At 61.8% G+C, this 14,477-nt stretch carries 14 protein-coding genes; 3 read left to right on the top strand and 11 right to left on the bottom strand.

The features are described from left to right. Positions 1-710 precede the first annotated feature (710 nt). From LMTR13_RS06875 to LMTR13_RS06845, 7 genes are all read right to left on the bottom strand, one after another. The gene (locus tag LMTR13_RS06875; protein ID WP_065727230.1) at positions 711-1,364 is read right to left on the bottom strand and encodes a glycerophosphodiester phosphodiesterase; all 654 of its coding nucleotides are present in this window, start codon (positions 1,362-1,364) and stop codon (positions 711-713) included. A 149-nt stretch (positions 1,365-1,513) separates the two neighbouring features. Continuing rightward, positions 1,514-2,014 (bottom strand): cupin domain-containing protein, encoded by a 501-nt coding sequence (locus LMTR13_RS06870; RefSeq protein WP_156795462.1) that lies wholly within the window; start codon positions 2,012-2,014, stop codon positions 1,514-1,516. A gap of 653 nt (positions 2,015-2,667) precedes the next feature. Next, positions 2,668-3,078: a hypothetical protein gene (locus LMTR13_RS06865; RefSeq protein WP_065727228.1), complete on the bottom strand. Its 411-nt coding sequence runs from the start codon at positions 3,076-3,078 to the stop codon at positions 2,668-2,670. Between the two features lie 16 nt (positions 3,079-3,094). Then, entirely contained in the window at positions 3,095-4,738 is a 1,644-nt protein-coding gene (locus tag LMTR13_RS06860; protein ID WP_065727227.1) for a GMC family oxidoreductase, read from the bottom strand. Positions 4,739-4,762: 24 nt separating this feature from the next. After that, a complete protein-coding gene (locus LMTR13_RS06855; protein WP_065727226.1) occupies positions 4,763-5,356 on the bottom strand; it encodes a GNAT family N-acetyltransferase in 594 nt (197 codons plus the stop codon). 169 nt (positions 5,357-5,525) lie between these two features. Then, positions 5,526-6,452 (bottom strand): SMP-30/gluconolactonase/LRE family protein, encoded by a 927-nt coding sequence (locus LMTR13_RS06850; protein WP_065727225.1) that lies wholly within the window; start codon positions 6,450-6,452, stop codon positions 5,526-5,528. 149 nt (positions 6,453-6,601) lie between these two features. Then, positions 6,602-7,435 (bottom strand): AraC family transcriptional regulator, encoded by an 834-nt coding sequence (locus LMTR13_RS06845; RefSeq protein ID WP_065727224.1) that lies wholly within the window; start codon positions 7,433-7,435, stop codon positions 6,602-6,604. Positions 7,436-7,553: 118 nt separating this feature from the next. Between LMTR13_RS06845 and LMTR13_RS06840 the strand changes: the two genes are divergently transcribed. Next, the gene (locus tag LMTR13_RS06840; RefSeq protein ID WP_065727223.1) at positions 7,554-8,660 is read left to right on the top strand and encodes a mandelate racemase/muconate lactonizing enzyme family protein; all 1,107 of its coding nucleotides are present in this window, start codon (positions 7,554-7,556) and stop codon (positions 8,658-8,660) included. Positions 8,661-8,674: 14 nt separating this feature from the next. Here the strand turns inward: LMTR13_RS06840 and LMTR13_RS06835 are convergent, their stop codons facing one another. Further along, complete coding sequence (locus LMTR13_RS06835; protein ID WP_065727222.1) at positions 8,675-9,052, bottom strand: hypothetical protein; 378 nt, start codon at positions 9,050-9,052, stop codon at positions 8,675-8,677. A gap of 192 nt (positions 9,053-9,244) precedes the next feature. Here LMTR13_RS06835 and LMTR13_RS06830 point away from each other — a divergent pair, with 192 nt between their 5' ends. Beyond that, on the top strand, positions 9,245-9,478 hold the full coding sequence (locus tag LMTR13_RS06830; protein WP_065727221.1) for a hypothetical protein: 234 nt from the start codon (positions 9,245-9,247) through the stop codon (positions 9,476-9,478). A gap of 225 nt (positions 9,479-9,703) precedes the next feature. On the opposite strand, the gene LMTR13_RS06825 is transcribed toward LMTR13_RS06830, so the two are convergent. Both LMTR13_RS06825 and LMTR13_RS06820 read right to left on the bottom strand, forming a co-directional pair. Beyond that, positions 9,704-10,138: a cupin domain-containing protein gene (locus tag LMTR13_RS06825; RefSeq protein WP_065727220.1), complete on the bottom strand. Its 435-nt coding sequence runs from the start codon at positions 10,136-10,138 to the stop codon at positions 9,704-9,706. Positions 10,139-10,448: 310 nt separating this feature from the next. Continuing rightward, entirely contained in the window at positions 10,449-11,102 is a 654-nt protein-coding gene (locus LMTR13_RS06820; RefSeq protein WP_065727219.1) for a glutathione S-transferase family protein, read from the bottom strand. A 176-nt stretch (positions 11,103-11,278) separates the two neighbouring features. On the opposite strand from LMTR13_RS06820, the gene LMTR13_RS06815 reads away from it, so the two are divergent. Further along, the gene (locus LMTR13_RS06815; protein ID WP_156795461.1) at positions 11,279-12,502 is read left to right on the top strand and encodes a polyhydroxyalkanoate depolymerase; all 1,224 of its coding nucleotides are present in this window, start codon (positions 11,279-11,281) and stop codon (positions 12,500-12,502) included. Between the two features lie 194 nt (positions 12,503-12,696). Here the strand turns inward: LMTR13_RS06815 and LMTR13_RS06810 are convergent, their stop codons facing one another. Continuing rightward, positions 12,697-14,433: a bifunctional protein-serine/threonine kinase/phosphatase gene (locus tag LMTR13_RS06810; RefSeq protein ID WP_065727218.1), complete on the bottom strand. Its 1,737-nt coding sequence runs from the start codon at positions 14,431-14,433 to the stop codon at positions 12,697-12,699. Between the last annotated feature and the right edge of the window lie 44 nt (positions 14,434-14,477).

Here is a 14,477-nt window from a genome sequence, read left to right as displayed (position 1 = left end):
TCTACCCCGGGAAGCACACACCAATCGGACGGATCGGCATGTCCACTGGGGTCAACAGGTGACATTCGAAATGAAAGAGGCCGCCAACTGAGGCGGGCCTCTTTCGACTAGCAAATCGTACCCTTCGCTCTTTGATTCGTCGCTTCGACGGCTACTTCTGTGTTGGTGCGGGCGGCGTTGCAGGCGGCGAGGGCGTTGTCGTAGTCGCGGCTGGAGGTGTTGATGTTGTCGTAGTCGTATCGGATCCGCCGTAAATATAAATGAGCACTCCAGCAAGAATAACCACCACGACAGCGATCAGTATGTTTCTATTGAGAGGCGTCATGACAAGTGGCTCCGCCGTAAGTTAACCGTCGCCCCCAAGCTTAGGTTACTCCATTCTGGCAATCACCCATACTAGGCCACCCGAAATTTCAAACTAGGCCAATAGGGATCAAATCAAGCCAGCACCCGGCCGCGCATGGGAGAGATTGGCAACTCCAGAACCTTTCCTGAACACAGCAGATGCGAGCGAAAGTCCGTTGAGGGTCGTTAGCGACATTCGAATCGAAGGCCAATCACTTCCGCTCTTGCCCGACTGGTAGATGTTTTCGGGGCCGGTCGGCATGTCTCGAAGGGGCGAAGAGGCGACATCACCGAAACAGCCGGTCCCCCACGCGAGATTAGGCCGATCTGTCATACTTCACGGGCCACGAACGGGTTTGCGCGGCCTAATCAGGCCTGGCGCTGCGGCCGATGGTGCGGTCGACGTCGACAACCGCCCCGTAGAGGCGCTGCCGCGAGAGCCAATGAAGGTCGTCCATGCGTTGCACGATTCCTACCACAACCGGCACGTGGTGGCGTCGCGCAAGCTGCTCAAGCGAGACAACGGACCACCAGGCGCGAAAAGCTATTCGCGTCCAAGCGCGTGCGTCCCAGCCGAGCAGGAGGACATCCGGCGCATACCTGCGCACCGCACGATTCAGGTTCCACGGGTACATGACGATGATGCCCAGGCGCACCGGTCGCGCACCCTTCCACGGAAAGGATCTTGCGACGGCGGCAAAGCCAAATACGACCGAGCGACGGGCCACGTTGCTGGCAACCAGCCTCTCGATGACTCCAGAGACAAGTCCCGTCTCCTTCACCTCCACGAACAGTTCAAGGTCAGTCGGCGAAAGAAGCGACAGTGCCGCATCGAGGGTAAGCGCATTCTCGACATGACGCGGCGGGTCGTGTGACACCACCAATGTGTCGGAATCCGCTGCACGGCAGACGTCGAATTCGACACCGGATATTCTGCCGTCACGGGCGGCACGTACGAACGCGGCGAGCGAGTTTTCGCCCCGACCCGCGGACCATCCACGATGCGCAATAAGCTTCATGACGAGGTCCGTAAAGCCAAGCTGTGCGCGCCACGCAATCTCCCGTAGAGAGAAATGTCAATCCGCGGCCACGACGTTGACCCCTGATCAGCGCGGCGGCGCGGGCTTTTTTTGATAGCGAGCGTGCCGACTGGCGCTGGGACCGGCGGCTATTTCGCCGCGATGGTTGTGGGTTGGCCCTCCTCGCCGACGAAGACCACCAGGACCTTGGCCGGAACATTGCCCTTATTGAAAAGCTGGTGTTGGTGATTGAGAGCCTCGATGTAGGCTTCGCCGGTTTTATATTGATACGGTTGTCCGCCGTGACTCTGCAACTCCACCTCGCCCTCGAGGATATAGACGTAGGTCGGTACCGGGTGCTCATGCAGTGGCGTGCGGCCACCGGGCTCGATGGTCCCAATAACGGAGATCATTTCTGGCTTGTCTGTCTTCGGATAAACAATCGGCTGCTTGTCTCGGGTTTGACCTGTCTTCAGCAGCGGCTGGGTCTTGAAGCCGGCCGGCAGCGCACTGTCCTGGGCGCACACTGTCGCGGCTCCGGTCACGAGCCAGATTGCCGCCAGCACGCTGGCAGTTGAAACGAAACGCGTGGGCGTCATGGCGATGTCCTCCTTGTTGCAAATGCGCCCCATGAGAGCAGACAGGATCATGCGCCAGGCTTCCAAGCCCGAAGTGGGTAGCTGCGGTCGTCTCCTCGGAACGGCTGCGTCAGCATCTGGTCGAGCCGCTGCTCGCGCGCGTCGCGGAACGGCTCATGCCAATCGTCATGTCCTTGTGATCCGCCCTGGGTCACATTCAATAATTCACTGTATCCTCCCCAAGCGCGCGTTCTACGCGCAATTTGCCGCGGCGAAAGCGATGGCCCATGACCATCGCATGGAGCCGCCGGAACTTATTGCGAAGGGCGATTCGCGGCGTTGAAACTTTGGTCTGGCGCTAGCCCTAAATGCCTTGACGCGAGCGTCGGCTCGTCACCAATCTCGTCTTGTCTCCCGGGTCCAGCCCTCCCCGATTAGCCGCTCGTTTGAACCTCAAGCCATCGCTGGTTAGAAAAAGCCGAAACGCATCCGTGCGCCTTCCGACTCATACTTTTTACTGGACGTAGCGCGAACGAACTATGGCAGTCCGGCAGGTTGCGCCCAGGAGGGCGACAAGCCAGCCGAGCCTCCGTGTCGCCATCCCTGACATTTGCTGCCCTCGATGACCGAGTTGGCCCACGAGCGGTGATACTCTAACTGATCGTAAGATTTCCGCTTCTCAGTCAGTCAGAAGCGGACATCTACGCCTTTATGAATCCACGCCCCTAGAAGAATTCGTCGAGGAACGCCGCCGCTTCGTCCGAGATGCCGGCGATCTTGTTCGTTGCCTGGCGGTAGAACTTGAAATTGAGCTCGGTCCCGGGCTGGCCGTCATTCCAGTCAGTGAAATGCTTGAGCTCGCTCCGCCCCAGCGATCGCTTCGCGAGCGCGGTGCGTCTGATGGTGACGCTCACACGCGGTGTTTGCCTGATGATGCCGCGCTTCCTGGCGATCGCTTCGGCCGACATAACAACGCCGCGCGCGATAAGGCCATGCCCGCCCTCGTTCTCGCTCGCGAACACGAAAACCGTGTCACCTTCGGCGACATGCTTACCGCCATACATGGTCTTTTGCGCGGCGAACGCGAACGTCTTCGGCCGCAGATCGGAAATCTCGGCCTTGATCGCGAACGCCATGTTCCTCGTACCAATGCTAAGCCGACACCGGGAACCTCACCGCCTCCAGCGCCGTCTTGCCGCGGATCATGTCGGAGGCCTTGTCGGCGATCATGAGCGTCGAGGCGTTGAGATTGGCCGAGATCATGCGCGGCATGATCGAGGCATCGACGACGCGCAGGCCCTGCAGGCCATGGACGCGCAACTGATCGTCGACCACGGCCCATTTCGCATCCGCCGGTCCCATCCGACAGGTGCAGCCGGGATGGAACGTGGTGGTGCCGCGCTCGGTGGCAGCCGCCAAAAATTCGTCGTCGCTCTGCACCTTCGGTCCCGGAAAATCCTCATAGGCGTAGTATGGCGCGAGCGGCTTGGACGCGAGCAGCCGGCGCGCCAGTTTCATGCCGGCGACGACGACGCGGCGATCGATCTCTTCCACCAGATAGTTGGTCTGGATGATCGGCGGCGCGAACGGATCGGCGGAGCGGATGCGGACATAGCCGCGACTCTCCGGGCGCTGCTGCCATGAGGCAACCGTCATGCCGGGCTCGTCCTCGAGCTGTCCCTGCACGCCTTCCTTGTAGCTCGCCGGCGTAAAGGTGAGTTGCAGATCGGAGCTTTCGGTGGTCTCGCCGGAGTGCCAGAAGCAATAGACCATGGTCGGCGACAGCGAGAGCAGACCGCGCCGCGTGGTCGCCCATTTCAGCGCCTCGACCCAGAGGCTGAGGCCGCGCCGGAGTTCATTGATGGTCTTGATGTTCTTGACGCGCGCGACCGAGCGCGGCGCGTAGTGATCCTGCAGGCCTTCGCCGACGCCCGGCAGCGCGTGGCGGACTTCGATGCCGTGCGATTGCAACAATTCCGGTGAACCGACGCCGGACAATTGCAGCACCTGCGGCGAGTTGTAGGCGCCGCCGGAAAGAATGACTTCCTTGTTGGCGCGCACCTCGACGGGGCCGCCACTCTTGCCGCCTCTGAGATAGCGCACGCCGACCGCGCGCTTGCCCTCGAAAATGATGTTGGTGACATGCGCATGCGTGCGCACATCGACATTGCCCCGCTTCCGCGCCGGATGCAGGAATGCCTTCGCGGCGCTCATGCGCAGACCGTTCTGAATGGTGCGCTGGCAGTACGACACGCCCTCCTGGATCGCGCCGTTGTAATCGGGATTTTTGGGGATGCCGAGGCTGACAGCGCCCTCCATGAAGGCCTCGCACAGCGGATCCTGCCAATCCATGGTGGTGACGGTGAGACTGCCGTCGCGGCCGCGATAAGTCTCGTCGCAATCGCCGACGCGGCATTCCAGCCGCTTGAAATAGGGCAGCACGTCCGGATAGCCCCAGCCGCGGTTGCCGAGCTGCGCCCAGGTGTCGAAATCCTGGCGCTGGCCGCGGTTGTAGATATGGCCGTTGATCGACGACGAGCCGCCCAGCGTCTTGCCGCGCGGCGCGTAGATGCTGCGGCCGCCGGTCCAGGGACCCGGCTCCTGCTGATAGGCCCAGTTGACGCTCTTCATGTGGAACGTCTTGATGAAGCCGGCGGGCAGATGGATGTAGGGATGCCAGTCCTTGCCACCCGCTTCGAGCACGCAGACGCGGCTGGAAGGATCTTCACTGAGCCGGTTGGCGAGCACGCTTCCCGCGGAGCCCGCGCCGATAATCACATAATCGAACGTTTCCATCGTTTCTTTTCTGGCGCGGCCTGGTTACCGCGTCTTTTCGTTGAGTTGATAATTGAGGTGGGCCTTCACCGTCGGCCATTCCGCGGCAATGATGCTGTAAACCACGGTGTCGCGCAACGTACCGTTCGGCGCGATCTGATGGCTGCGCAGGATGCCGTCCAGCTTGGCGCCGAGGCGCTCGATGCCGCGCCGGCTCTGGTGATTGAAGAAATGCGTGCGGAACTCCACTGCAATGCAATTCAACTTCTCGAACGCATGCGTCAGCAGCAGCAATTTGCACTGCGTATTGAGCGCGCTGCGCTGCACGCGCTTGGCGTACCAGGTCGAGCCGATCTCGACACGGCGGTTGGCTGCGTCGACGTTCATATAGGTCGTCATGCCGGCTATCTTGCCGTCGGCATCACAGACCGTGAACGGCAGCATCGTGCCAGCCGCGAACAGGCCGAGCCTGCGGTCGATCTCCTGTTTCATGTTTTCGGCGGTCGGAATGAAGGTGTACCAGAGCTTCCACAGCTCGCCGTCCTTCACGGCTTCCACCAGGCCATCGATGTGATCATGCGACAACGGCTCCAGCCGCGCGTGCTCGCCGCGAAGGGTTACCGGTTCAAGAAAGGCCATTTCTAGTTCTTCTCCAAATTGCGAGGAGCGAAGGCAATCTACTCTCTGTCATTCCGGGGCGATGCGAAGCATCGAACTATGGTGCACAATTGCGCACCTGAGAATCTCGAGATTCCGGGTCTGGTCCTTCGGACCATCCCGGAATGACGATTGCGCTGTCGCGCAATCGTCACTTGTTCAAGAAATTCAGTGCCAAGCCCGGCCGCGCCCAATCCATCGCAATCAACTCGCCCCTGCCGGACAGCGTGATGTACGCCGTCTTCAGTTCCGGGCCGCCGAACGCGATATTGGTGGTGACACGGTCGCCGGTCGGCACCTGCTCGACGAGGGTGCCGTCAGGCGCGATCACCGAGATGCAGCCCGACACCAGCGTCGCGACGCAGACATTGCCGTTTGCTTCCACCGCCATTGAATCGAACATCTGGTAGCCGCCCAGCCCCGCGATCGGCTTGCCGCGCTCGCCGCGATAGATCACGTCGCGCGGCTTGATGGTGCCCGGCTCGGAGACTTCATAGGCCCACAGCCGCGCCGTGGGCGTCTCCGCGATGTAGACGGTCTTTTCGTCCGGCGACAGGCCGATGCCGTTGGCGGGCAGCACACCGTGCACGGCCTCGACGATCTCCGTCATGCCCGGCTTGACATAATAGAACGCCCCGACATCCATCTCGCGGGCGCGGCGCTTGCCGAGATCGGAGAACCAGAGGCCGCCCTGCTTGTCGAACACCAGGTCGTTCGGCCCCCGCAGCGCATGCTCACCGCATTTGTCGACGACGGTCTCGACCTTGCCGTTCTGCAGATCCACGCGCTGGATCGATCCGCCGAGATAATCATCCGGCTGCGGCCCCGGCATGATCATCTTGCCGGTCGGAACCCAGCTAAAGCCGCCATTATTGCAGACGTACATCTTGCCGTCGGGGCCGAGCGCCGCGCCGTTCGGGCCGCCGGGAATTTGCGCGACGACCTCCTTGCGGCCATCTGGATAGACTCGCGTCAGCCGCTTGCCCCGGATTTCGACCAGCACCACCGAGCCGTCAGGCATCACGACGGGGCCTTCCGGAAACTCCAGGTCGGTGGCGAGAACGCGGATATCGGCCATGAATCCTCCCGGCTGGCTCTTGGCTGCAGGCGGATTTTGGCTCGGCCCCCGCACGCGCAACAATTCGTTGCGGCTGTTATGGCAAAGTCGGTTTGGCTTGCCAAGCAATCACGGGCAATGAAGCGGCGCAGGGCAGCATTGCGGAGATGCTACTCCTTGACTGGAATCCAGATCTCCAGCCCGCCATTGCCGGTGGCGGGATCGAAATTCTCGTCGTAGCGCTCGAAGCTCGGCGCGTCTGCTGCCTTCATGCCGGATGCCGGCAGCCAGTGATTCCAGATCGTGTTGACGGTGCGGCGAATGGTCGAGATGTGCTCCGAGTGGGTGAACACCGCATATTTCTGCTCCGGAATCCGCACGCGGGCGAATTCGCGGGGCAAGTCGGAGAAGTCGGCGACCTCGACGCCGGCGATGTAGTCGAAGCTGGAATCGTCGCCATTGCAGCAGACGCCATAGGCCACCTTTCCGACCCGATCCGGGATGTCGTCGACGGTCTGGTGAAACTTCTGCCACTGGTTCGGAATGCCGGCGCCGCCGTTCTCGTGCGTGCAGCGTTCGCTGATGCCGGCGATGAGCAGCGGCTTGCTGGTTTCGAAACGCGGGGGCTTGAGATTGTCGAGCAGGGTTGAGTCCATGACGATTGGCTCCTGAAGCTTGAGATGGTCGAGGCACGTTGCGGCGCGGACCGCTTCGGGCGTTGTGCCGAAATGGTCGCGGAACGCGCGGGTGAAAGCTTCGTGAGAGCTGTAGTCCGCATCCAGCGCGAGGCTGAGAATGTCGGGCGCGCCGGCGGCCAGCGCGTGCGCGGCCTTGGTCAGCCTGCGGGCGCGCACATAACGCATGACCGAAATGCCGGTCGCAGCGGCAAACGCCCGCACCAAATGGAAACGCGAAACACCGGCGATACCGGCGATGTCGTCGAGCGTCAGCGCTTCGGCGAGATGGCTTTCGATGTACCAGAGCGCTTTCTGGGCTGGGTTCATGATGGACAGCTCTCATGCGAAGCGTTGGTATTATCGGCGGTTGCGCCGCGCTTCATTTGACAGTCCTTGCTCTTCGATCGTGCCACTGACAAGGTAGGGAACGCCTTGGGAGGGTGCCATGCTCATCACGAAGGTTCGGGCCCACCACATCCGGATTCCCTATGACGCCGGGGTGGCTAGTTTCAAGCAAGGCGCGTCCGCCATCTCGGCGCTGGAAATCGTCATGGTGGAAGTTTCGACCGACGCCGGCCTCACCGGCTGGGGCGATGCCTTTGCCTATGTCTGCCCGCGAAGCAGTTACACCGCCATCGAGGAAATGATCGCGCCGCAAGCGCAGGGACAGCAAGTCCCGGACGCGGCCGGAATCCCGGCCTTCATGGAACAGATCCAGCGCAACCTGCATCTGTTCGGCCGCTATGGCATTACGATGTTTGCGATATCGGCGCTGGATATTGCGCTGTGGGACCTCGCCGCCAAAGCGAACGGCGTGCCGTTGCACCGCCTGATCGGCGAGGCCAGGCGCACGCGAATTCCCGCCTATGCGAGCCTGCTGCGCATCGGGAAGCCAGAGCTGATTGCACGCGAGTGCGAGACCGCGCTGCGGCGGGGCTACAAGGCGATCAAACTCCATGAAACCACAACGCCCGCAGTATTTGCCGCGCGCGAAGCGATCGGCGCCGGCATTCCGCTGATGGTCGACTTGAACTGTCCGCTGAATGGCGAGGATGCAATTGCGTTTGCGCATTCGTGCCGCGACGCCACGCCGATGTTCCTCGAGGAGCCGGTCTGGCCGCCGGAAGATTTCGCAACGCTGGCCGAAGTGCGGACCAAAGGCGGGCTCAATGTTGCGGCCGGAGAGAATGCGTGCACGGTTCATCAATTCAGGCAGATGCTGAAGGTGGGCGCGGTGAGTCATGCGCAACCCTCCGTCATCAAGGTTGGCGGCATTACCGAGTATCTGAAAGTCGCCGCGCTCGCCGACGAATTCGGCGTCCGGCTTGCGCCGCATTCACCGTATTTCGGGCCGGGCTTCCTGGCGACGCTGCAACTGATGTCGCTGCGCGACGACGCAACCTTCGTCGAGGTGTTCTCCATGAAACGCGCCGCCTGCCTCTGGCGTGGACGCGTCGATGTCGATGCCAATGGCGACGTGGAGGTGCCGCAGGGACCGGGACTCGGTTACGAGCCCGACCGCGCGATCATGGAACAGTATCGGGTGTCATGATCACAGCGCGGTAGTCACTTCGCGCCTTCTTTCGTCGCCGGCGCGGCATCCTTCGCGGCAGGCGCCGCGGCCTTCTTCGCGTCTTCCGCCGCCTTGTTTTGCGCCGTCTGCAACTCGCCGACGAGCTTCTGCAAGCCGATGACCGCGTTCTTCAGCGCCTCGATCTGCCGGTTGGCGGCATCCAGCTTCTGCTGATGGTCAGTAGTGAGTTTTGTGATCGTCTTCTGCAGGAAGTCGACATTGCTCTGCAGGCAAGAGGTGCGCCGCTCCATCGTCTTTTCGACGGTGCAGATCTCGATGCCGGGAACGTCCTGCGCGTGGACGGACGCTGGCAACAAAGCCATCAGCAGCGCGATGGCGACGATCGTGATCCTGGGCGTCGGAGCAATCATCAAAATCCTCGTTCAAAAGCATCTCACGCAGGGAACGTCTATCACGGCAATTTGCGCGAAGCAGGGCCCCGTCCCCAGAGATACCATACTGATACCTCATTCAGGCGTTGTGCTTCATCCCGTTAACAGTGGATGGATTTCGCCGCACCTCAAACCGGTGTGTTTGCGGCTGCGGCAGTGGAGATTGATTGTATGGCAACGCGTGAAAAACGACTGGCGCAGTTCGATGGCAATGGGGACCCGCCGCCGAACCTGCCGGTGGAAGTTCTTTGTGAAGATCACAGCGGAACCTATCAACTGCCCTTCGCCTGCCGCTGGATCGACGGCCAATGGCGCAATGACAGGACCGGCGGCATGGTCGAGGCGACGGTGGTCGGCTGGCGGCTGCCGCGGCCAAGATCGGAAAGCGCAGCAGACAGGCCTTGACCGTCACAGATTGCGTCAAAATGCGACGGACGCGCGCCGACCTTTAAGGTTCGGAACAGCGATGGAACGAACCGCGCCCGAATCACTGATGTGGCGCCGTACTCCCCTGTTCACGGCTAGATGTCGGGCGCCATCCCGCGAGGCGCACCACATAAAGCACCACAACCATTGGCCGCAGCCAGCGGCCGACGACAAAGGTTAATTCCTCGGGGGACGACATGGCGATTACCTCCAGGGCGTGGGCGCCGGCACCTCGTCGACGGCAGGCGGCACATCGACGGTCTTGAAGTCGGCGGGGCTGACGATCTCGAGGTATTCCATGTCCTCCGAGTAGTCGTACAGGTAATGCGCGATGCCGGGCCGTTGGTGCACGACGTCGCCGGCCTGCACCAGGGTCGACTTGTCCTCATACATGAAGCGCGCCCAGCCCTTGGTCATGATTACGATCTGGAATTCGCATTCGTGGCGATGCCAGCCGGTACCCTCTTCCGGCGGCAAATCGGGATTGGCCTTGACCAGATGGCAGATCACCTGCCCGCCGGTCGCATCGGCGATGCCGAGATCGCGATACAGGAAGAAGTCGCGCAGACCTCCGCCCTTGTATTCGGTATCGCCGGGTTTGACGTGAGAGAATTTGCTGACGACTGCCTGCTTGTTCATCGAAGCCTCCACGGTTCGCGTTGGCGGGATCGCGCGAAGTGCGGAGAGCGTCCAAATTTTCGGCAGCCTCGCATCGTCGCGTTCACGGCTGCATGTTGCTAAGCGAAATCCGCGCCAGCCGCGCTGCACTGCAGCGATCAGGCCGGCATCGGCGCAGTGAACCGCTTGGCCGGAGGCAGAAATCCGGTTTCAGCGGCTCACGAAAGGCGGCGAAAGGACCGGCCGCACACCCGTCACGATCGGCGCTGGCTTGAGCAAGGCCTGCCCGTTGCCTGAGCTCTTCATGCGGGCAAGGCTGCGCCGGGCCTGCCTAATATTCGACCTCGAGTTCTTCGATATCGGCGGGCTCGGCCATGGCGGCTTCGATCCATTCCTGCATCTCCGACATCGCCATGATCGTCTTGGCGTAGGCCGCAAGGGCAGGGTCGAGCTTGACGTCGTAGGTCATGAAACGGGTGACGACCGGCGCGTACATCGCATCCGCCATGGTGCGTTCGCCGAACAGGAACGGCCCGCCTGACTCGGCGAGGCATTCGCGCCAGATGGTGCAGACCCGGTCGATATCGGCCTGCGCGCGCGACCAGATCTTGAAGCCCGGGAAATGGCCCTTCAGGTTGACCGGCAGCGAGGCGCGCAGCGTAGTGAAACCCGAATGGATTTCGCCGCAAATCGAGCGGCAATGCGCGCGCCGGATGCGGTCTGCCGGCAGCAGGCCGGCGTCCGGCATGACCTCGTTGAGATATTCCGCGATCGCCAGCGTATCCCAGATGGTGGCGCCCTCATGGCGCAGGCACGGCACCAGGATCGACGACGACAGCAGCAGGATTTCGGCCCGCGCGGAGGCATCGTCGGGGGCCGTGATGACCTCCTCGAACTCAAGCCCCGAGAATTTCGCCAGCAGCCAGCCGCGCAGCGACCAGGACGAGTAGTTCTTGCTGGAGATGGTCAGTGTGGTCTTCGCCATATGGCCTTCCCTCGACCCCCAAAACCCCTTTGCCCAGGCAAGGACGGCCAACCGCGGCCCGCCCAATGCCTGTGCGTCGGGCAATTGTACAGCAAGCCACGTGCCAGTTTTAGAGGCGGCTGCCGCGGTTTCTGGCGTCGATATTGCATGGCCTCGCCGGACGGGGGCTGATGTGAATGATGTCAATGATGTACCAAGCCTATCAGAACCACATGGACCTGACGTCGCCATGGCGGACCGGGGCGGCAGCAGCGCTGAAATATCTCAATCTGGTGCCGCAGGGGGTCTCCGACAAACTGTTCGGCCGGTTGGCCGCCTCGCTCGAACTGATCTCGCGCTCCTCACTCACCTATCACCGGCCGGCCTATGGCATCGACAGGGTACTGGTCGGCAATCAGGAGCTGGAGGTGACCGAGGAAGTCACCTTCGCCACCCCGTTCGGATCGCTCTTGCATTTCAAGAAGGAGAACGCACCTGAGCAGCCGCCGCTGTTGCTGGTGGCGCCGATGTCCGGGCACTTCGCCACCCTATTGCGCGGCACCGTGAAGACGCTGCTGCAGGATCACGACGTCTACATCACCGACTGGCACAACCCCCGCGACATTCCGCTTTATGCCGGCCGCTTCGGGCTTGAGGATTACACCGATCATCTGATCACATTCCTCGACAAGATCGGCCCTCGCGCGCACATGGTGGCAATCTGCCAGCCCTCGGTATCGGCGCTGGCCGCCGCAGCCATCATGTCGGAGGACAATCACCCCGCCCGCCCGGCCACGCTGATCCTGATGGCCGGTCCGATCGATACGCGGATCCAGCCGACCAAGGTCAACGAATTCGCCAAGAGCAAGCCGATCAACTGGTTCGAAAAGAACCTGATCAATTACGTTCCGGTGCAGTGCAAGGGCGCGTTCCGAAAAGTCTATCCCGGCTTCGTGCAGCTCACCGCCTTCGTATCGATGAATCTGGAACGCCACATCAAGCAGCACATCGACCTCGCCAATCATCTGGCCAAGGGCGAGAAGGAGAAGGCGGAAGTTATCAAAACCTTCTACGACGAATATTTCGCCGTGATGGACCTGCCCGCGGAATTCTATATCGAAACGGTTCGCGACGTGTTTCAGGAGCATCTGCTGCCGCAGGGCAAGCTGATGCATCGCGGCCGGCCGGTGAGCCCGGCCGCGATCCGGCGCATGGGCCTGATGACGGTCGAGGGCGAAAAGGACGACATCTGCTCGATCGGCCAGACGCTGGCCGCGCAAGACCTCTGCACCGGCGTGCGCGCCTATCGCAAGGTGCACCACATGCAGGCCGGCGTCGGCCATTACGGCGTGTTCTCCGGCAAGCGCTGGAACAACGAGATCTATCCGCTGCTGCGGGATTTCGTGCATGTGAATTCGTGAACGTTGGGCGCACCGCCCTCTCCCCGTCATTGCGATCCGTTGGCTCCTCGTTCCCCGGATGCTGCGCAGCGCGCCGCGCTAGCGGCGTGGTGCGCTGCCAATCCGGGGTCCATGTCGCCAGCGCTGGGTCCCGGCTCTTTGAAGCAGCGCTTTGCGCTGCACCGCGTCCGGGACAAGAGTAACTCGCCGCGCCGTCAGCGATGCATCCCGTGCTGCATCGCCAGCAGCACGATCACCGCGAGCGCCAGCACGACGGTCGTGCTTTTCCAGAACAACAGCGGATTGCGCTCGATCAGCGGCGTCGATGAATTGCTGACGTAGTTCGCGTTGGGATGGCGCAGGTCGAACAGGAATTCCGAAAAGCTGTCGTAGCGCTTGAGGGGATTGGGGTGCACCGCCTTTTCAAGCGTGCCGTCGATCCATTGCGGCAATTCGCGGTCGCCATGCGACGCCGGGCGGTAGACCAGCTTGTTGAATTGCGATCTGGTCCGCGCCTTTGCGATCTGCGCGCCGTAGGGCAGCTTTCCGGTCAGCATCTGGTAGGTGATGACGCCGAGTGAAAACAGGTCCGAGCGCGTCGTCGCCGGCTCGCCGAGGAAATATTCGGGCGCGGTGTATTGCTGGGTGCCGAGAATGTCATTGCGGATGCCGGATGGCTCGGCCTCGACGACGCCCGTGATTCTCGTCGAACCGAAATCGATGATCTTCACGGTGCCCGTAGCATCGATCATGATATTGTCGGGCCTGACGTCCTGGTGCAGCATCTCCTTGCGGTGGAAGGCGCGCAGCCCCTTGGCGATCTGCTCGACGATGCCGCGCACGGTTTCCAGGCTGGGTTTTGGATTATCGATCATCCATTGCGTCAGCGTCTGCCCATCGATGTATTCGGTCGTGACATAGAGGAAGTTGCGTTTGCGCTGCAGCAGGCAGGGTTTCAGCACGTGCGGGCTGTCGATCCGCCGCGCCACCCACTCCTCCATCATGAACCGCTTCAGGTAGGCGGGATCGTCGCGCAAATCGATCGACGGAATCTTGATGGTGACGACAGCGTCGGTTTCGATGTCGACGGCGAGATAGATGTGGCTGCGGCTGGAGCCGTGGAGCTCGCGGACGATCCGGTAGCCGTCGAACACCGCCCGCGCCTCAAGAAGCGGCGGCAGCGGCAGTTCATGCGGCTGCGCGAACACTTCGCTGGCAGCGCCATCGGGCACTTCGTCGACGCGGACGATCTGGACGGTGAGATTGTCCTTGCTGCCAGCCTCAAAAGCCTGGTCGACAATCGCCTTGGCGGCCGCATCGAGATCGGCGCCGCCTTCGTTCACCGCCTTTGCGATGCGCCGGGCGCTGAGATGCTCATAGATGCCGTCGGTCGCGAGCACAAAGACGTCGCCCGGCTCGAGTCGCAGCATCTGGTAGTCGATCTCGATTTGCGGATTTACGCCGAGCGCCCGGCCGAGATAGCTCTGCTGCGAGGAGATGACGATACGGTGGTCGTTGGTCAGTTGCTCCAGCGTGTTGCCGGAGAGACGATAGATGCGGGAATCGCCGATGTGAAAGAGATGCGCCGTGGTCGATTTGATGACCATGGCGGAGAGCGTACAGACGTAACCGCGGTCCTTGTCATAGGCATACTGGCTGCGCGTCTGCGAATGCAGCCAGGAATTGGTCGCCTCCAGCACGCGCTGCGCCGAGGTGCGCACCGACCAGGATTCCGAGGTGCAGTAATAGTCGGTCAAAAACCCCTTCACCGCGGATTCCGCGGCGACCCGGCTGACCTTGCTCGTGCTGATGCCGTCGGCCAGCACGATGGAAATGCCCTTGAGGCTGAGCAGCGGCTCGTCCGGGATCAGGACGCCATGGAAATCCTGGTTGGTTTCCTTGAGGCCCTTATCGGAGAATTGTCCGACCGATATTTTCAGCTCGCGCGGCATTCCCGGCTTTCACGACGCTGGGCCTCTCCCCTTACGAGGAGAGG

This window comes from Bradyrhizobium icense (assembly GCF_001693385.1).
Lineage (GTDB): Bacteria > Pseudomonadota > Alphaproteobacteria > Rhizobiales > Xanthobacteraceae > Bradyrhizobium > Bradyrhizobium icense.
The sequence above is the reverse complement of the archived record's forward strand: the minus strand, read 5'-3'. Positions and strand labels throughout refer to the sequence as shown.

Excerpts from the sequence above, each read along its gene's own strand:
- LMTR13_RS06875 (WP_065727230.1), bottom strand. The coding sequence starts at position 1,364 with ATGAAGCTTATTGCGCATCGTGGATGGTCCGCGGGTCGGGGCGAAAAC.
- LMTR13_RS06870 (WP_156795462.1), bottom strand. The coding sequence starts at position 2,014 with ATGATCCTGTCTGCTCTCATGGGGCGCATTTGCAACAAGGAGGACATC.
- LMTR13_RS06865 (WP_065727228.1), bottom strand. The coding sequence starts at position 3,078 with ATGGCGTTCGCGATCAAGGCCGAGATTTCCGATCTGCGGCCGAAGACG.
- LMTR13_RS06860 (WP_065727227.1), bottom strand. The coding sequence starts at position 4,738 with ATGGAAACGTTCGATTATGTGATTATCGGCGCGGGCTCCGCGGGAAGC.
- LMTR13_RS06855 (WP_065727226.1), bottom strand. The coding sequence starts at position 5,356 with ATGGCCTTTCTTGAACCGGTAACCCTTCGCGGCGAGCACGCGCGGCTG.
- LMTR13_RS06850 (WP_065727225.1), bottom strand. The coding sequence starts at position 6,452 with ATGGCCGATATCCGCGTTCTCGCCACCGACCTGGAGTTTCCGGAAGGC.
- LMTR13_RS06845 (WP_065727224.1), bottom strand. The coding sequence starts at position 7,435 with ATGAACCCAGCCCAGAAAGCGCTCTGGTACATCGAAAGCCATCTCGCC.
- LMTR13_RS06840 (WP_065727223.1), top strand. The coding sequence starts at position 7,554 with ATGCTCATCACGAAGGTTCGGGCCCACCACATCCGGATTCCCTATGAC.
- LMTR13_RS06835 (WP_065727222.1), bottom strand. The coding sequence starts at position 9,052 with ATGATTGCTCCGACGCCCAGGATCACGATCGTCGCCATCGCGCTGCTG.
- LMTR13_RS06830 (WP_065727221.1), top strand. The coding sequence starts at position 9,245 with ATGGCAACGCGTGAAAAACGACTGGCGCAGTTCGATGGCAATGGGGAC.
- LMTR13_RS06825 (WP_065727220.1), bottom strand. The coding sequence starts at position 10,138 with ATGAACAAGCAGGCAGTCGTCAGCAAATTCTCTCACGTCAAACCCGGC.
- LMTR13_RS06820 (WP_065727219.1), bottom strand. The coding sequence starts at position 11,102 with ATGGCGAAGACCACACTGACCATCTCCAGCAAGAACTACTCGTCCTGG.
- LMTR13_RS06815 (WP_156795461.1), top strand. The coding sequence starts at position 11,279 with ATGATGTCAATGATGTACCAAGCCTATCAGAACCACATGGACCTGACG.
- LMTR13_RS06810 (WP_065727218.1), bottom strand. The coding sequence starts at position 14,433 with ATGCCGCGCGAGCTGAAAATATCGGTCGGACAATTCTCCGATAAGGGC.